We start from the raw sequence: 3,386 nt of genomic DNA, 5'->3' as shown, positions 1-3,386 counted from the left end.
GTGTGTCGGAAACATTGTGTCCGACACTTTTAGCTCCGCCTCTCACACCCCACAGGGGTGCTGGGATGCCATTTACCGCAAATCGGGCAGGCTCCGATTGAGGACAAATGGCTTGCTGAAGTGGAGGGCTGCGAGACAATCCGGCAGGGAGTCGCGCACCTGGAACGAGGCAAAAGATGCGGCTTTGAACAGGGAGGAGTAACGAGGCTCACCCTGTTCATTGCGCATCGGGGGCAGGCAATGGGCGACTTCATTCGCCCGCCTGCCCTGCTCTTGAAGTGATACAATTGGATAAAGGAGAGTAAGGATCATGACAAGGGAAATTGACTTCGAAAAAGCCATGAGACATGTACGAGCAACCCTTGATTTTGAAGGCTTAGTGCTTACAAAAGAAGAGGAAGAGCTTTTGAAAAGGCGGTTTCATGGAGAAATTACAGAAGAGGAATACATACAAAAAGCGCTCGAACTGGCAAGGTCTTGAGGAGGACTGGCTGCTGCAGGGAGAAAACAAGCGTTTATGCCGCGAAAGTCGATTTACAATGAGAGGCACTCTCATGCAAACTGCCGGAGGTGGCCCCGGAGGGCGGTTTTCGCCCTGCGGGGTTGCCTTTGGGAGTTTGAGGGTGCGGAGGCTCGTTGTCAATCGAACCGTGGAATAAAAAGCGGGGCCGATGTTCGGGAATCGGGAGGTAAAGGCAGCTGCCGGCGATTTTAGTCGTTCGTCTTTTTGTCGATTTGGATCCCTAACCTGGTTCCTGGTCGTTCGGTTTTTGGAAAGGTGGAAGTAAGTGAAGACAGAAGAGGAAAAGGTACTGAAGGCACTAGAGGATTTGGGCCAGATGATTAAAGAGGGTTTGGATGAGATAAAAGAGGATTTGGGAGATACGCGATCGGGTATCAAAGCAGAGACTGTGGCGTTGAAGAGGGAACTGAGTGAGTTTGAAAAAAATATGAATGAGCGTTTTGATAGACTGGATGAGGTGTTTGAGAGCAGGCGGAAAAAAATGATTGAATTTGCGAAGGAGATCGGGGCGGATATAGAGAGCTAATTCCGAGGCTTTTTGATCGCTGAATAAAGTTGTATAATTTTAGCTGCTCACATGTTTTGTTTTAGCGCTCTTGCTTTTTGGCAGGAGCGTTTTTTTTGTTTGCGGCGTCACGCAACATTTTTTCTAAGAGATTTTCTGCGATTATTGGCGGGCATCTTTATGTTAATCTTTAACATAAAAAGGGTTTTTGTTGGGAAGGAAGGAATGAGGCTCATTGGAAACCATACCATCTTCATCTGTGGGAATGAAAATCAATGCGTGGTACAACGAAATCCAGAAGCTGAATGTGATAGAAGCGGAACGGTTGAAAGCCGAAATTGAGCAGGATTTAGACAGAATGGAAGAGGATCAAGACACCCTATTGTACTATCAGATGATGGATTTGAGGCATCAGCTGATGTTGGACTACCTTTTTCCAAACGAGGAAAGGATGAGCCTTGCTGATTACCTTAGAGAAATCGAGGGACAGGGAAGAAAATTCTCGGGGTTGTTGGAATACTATCGCTCGTTTTTTACCGGAATGTACTACTTTTCGCAGGGAAAATACATAAAAGCCATTAAGTCTTATAGAGCAGCGGAGAAGAAATTAACAAAAGTTTCTGACAAAATAGAAAAAGCTGAATTTTACTTTAAGATGGCTGAAGTCTTCTATCACATGAAACAAACCCATATGTCGATGTATTATATCTCTCTTGCTGATGAAATTTATCAAAAGGAGGTTACATACAAAGTCCGCCAGATACAATGCCACTTTGTTATTTCGGGAAATTATGATGATTTATTGGCGCATGATCGCGCTTTGCCCCATCTGCACAAGGCATTGGCTCTCTCTCAAGAGATTGATAATTGGACGATGATCACAAAAGCGTTATTGAACATGGGTCACTGTTATAGCAGAATTGGAAGCTTTCAGGCAGTGCCTTTTTATCATGAGGCCATTAAAGCAGCCAAAAAGGCAAAAGCTAAAGAAATCACAAGCGCTTATTATGATTTAGCTTTAATTCATTTCACCAAAGATGAAAAACCAGAAGGACAAGAATGTTTTGAAAAGTCCAAAGAATACGCTCATGAATTCCAGGATGACTTATGTTTGTATTTGCTGGGCGTTTTAGAAGCGTTGTTCCTCAAACAAGCGGACAGATCGAAAGTTCTGGAGGCTTTTGAACCACTTAAAGATGGCCGGGGTTATCCTTATCTGGAGGAGCTGGCTTTAGTTGCTGCGGAATTTTATACTAAAAATGGGCGTCTGGATGATTCTGTTTTTTTCTTCAAGCAGATGGTGGATGCTCAAAAACAAATTCAAAGGGGCGATTTCCTGTATGAAATGTAAGAGCCTTTTTTCCGTAGCCATCATCTTAGGGGTATTAACGCTAGGCGTAGCTGGTTTTTCTTATGTAGATCACGGCGATACGCACGTTGCTTCGAGAAATGCGACTTGATGAAAAAAGCAAAGTGAGGAGCGAATTTTCTGTATGAAATGTAAAAGCCTTTTGTCAGCAGCCATCATTTTGGGAGTGTTAACGCTGGGTGTGGTTGGATTTTCTTCTGAAGTTCAAAGCGATGCACAGATTGCGATACGAAATGCAACGTGATGACCAGCGGATTATGTTTTATTAGACGGACTCATGTGTTCCGTCTTTTTTTTGTGTGTCTATAAACGCTCAAAATCAATTCTGAGCGTTCCTGGGATAAAAATAGACTAATGATACCTGAGAGTTTAAAAACGGCTCATATGGCCATTAAAATGATTTTTAGGATATTCATTATTCGACACAATTCGACATGGACCATAAGACGAAGAAAAAGTGATATGGAGTGAGTGCCATCTATGCACCGAGAGGTGCTGAATAGACTTCGAATCATGTGCATGGAGGTTTCGGTTATAAATCATTTTTGGTTGGGGATGCTATAGATTGTCTGCGGGTGTATCACTACCTGTCATTACAACCGTGAGATTCTTCCCGTAGCTGTACATCCTCCTCTGAAAATGGAGGGAGCGCTCCTGCCGGCCTTGCCCCTGGCAGGAGCCTTTTTGTATACTTTGGATGTCTAAACGATTGTCTCAACATTCTAATCCATAATCCTTTTGGTTGGCGGACGGAAAGTCCGTCTTTTTTTATGTGCGCTGGACAATACGGACAGAAATGCCCCTGAGAATGCTCAGAATCGTTTCTGAGACGTTTTAGAAAGAAAATATACCAAAACTACCAGGTGGTAGTGAAAAACGATTGTATGGGCATTTAAACGTTTTTTATGACGATTCCAAAATTGCATGTTGGCTCTTTGGGGGAATTCGGCATGATTTGACTTTTAGTCGGTTGTGGGAATGGTCACGGT

Annotated in this window: 3 protein-coding genes; all 3 read left to right on the top strand. The window is 43.6% G+C overall.

Going from position 1 to position 3,386, the window contains the following annotated elements; translation table 11 throughout:
• Positions 1 to 310 precede the first annotated feature (310 nt).
• Complete coding sequence (locus ACFVVU_RS39095) at positions 311 to 481, top strand: hypothetical protein (RefSeq protein ID WP_011161206.1); 171 nt, start codon at positions 311 to 313, stop codon at positions 479 to 481.
• Between the two features lie 307 nt (positions 482 to 788).
• The gene (locus ACFVVU_RS39090) at positions 789 to 1,049 is read left to right on the top strand and encodes a hypothetical protein (protein WP_046129924.1); all 261 of its coding nucleotides are present in this window, start codon (positions 789 to 791) and stop codon (positions 1,047 to 1,049) included.
• A gap of 214 nt (positions 1,050 to 1,263) precedes the next feature.
• Positions 1,264 to 2,379 (top strand): aspartate phosphatase, encoded by a 1,116-nt coding sequence (locus ACFVVU_RS39085; protein WP_387794584.1) that lies wholly within the window; start codon positions 1,264 to 1,266, stop codon positions 2,377 to 2,379.
• Positions 2,380 to 3,386: the final 1,007 nt, after the last annotated feature.

The sequence above is a fragment of the Kitasatospora sp. NPDC057965 genome (assembly GCF_042887135.1).
Lineage (GTDB): Bacteria > Actinomycetota > Actinomycetes > Streptomycetales > Streptomycetaceae > Kitasatospora.
This window is presented reverse-complemented; position numbering and strand designations above follow the sequence as displayed.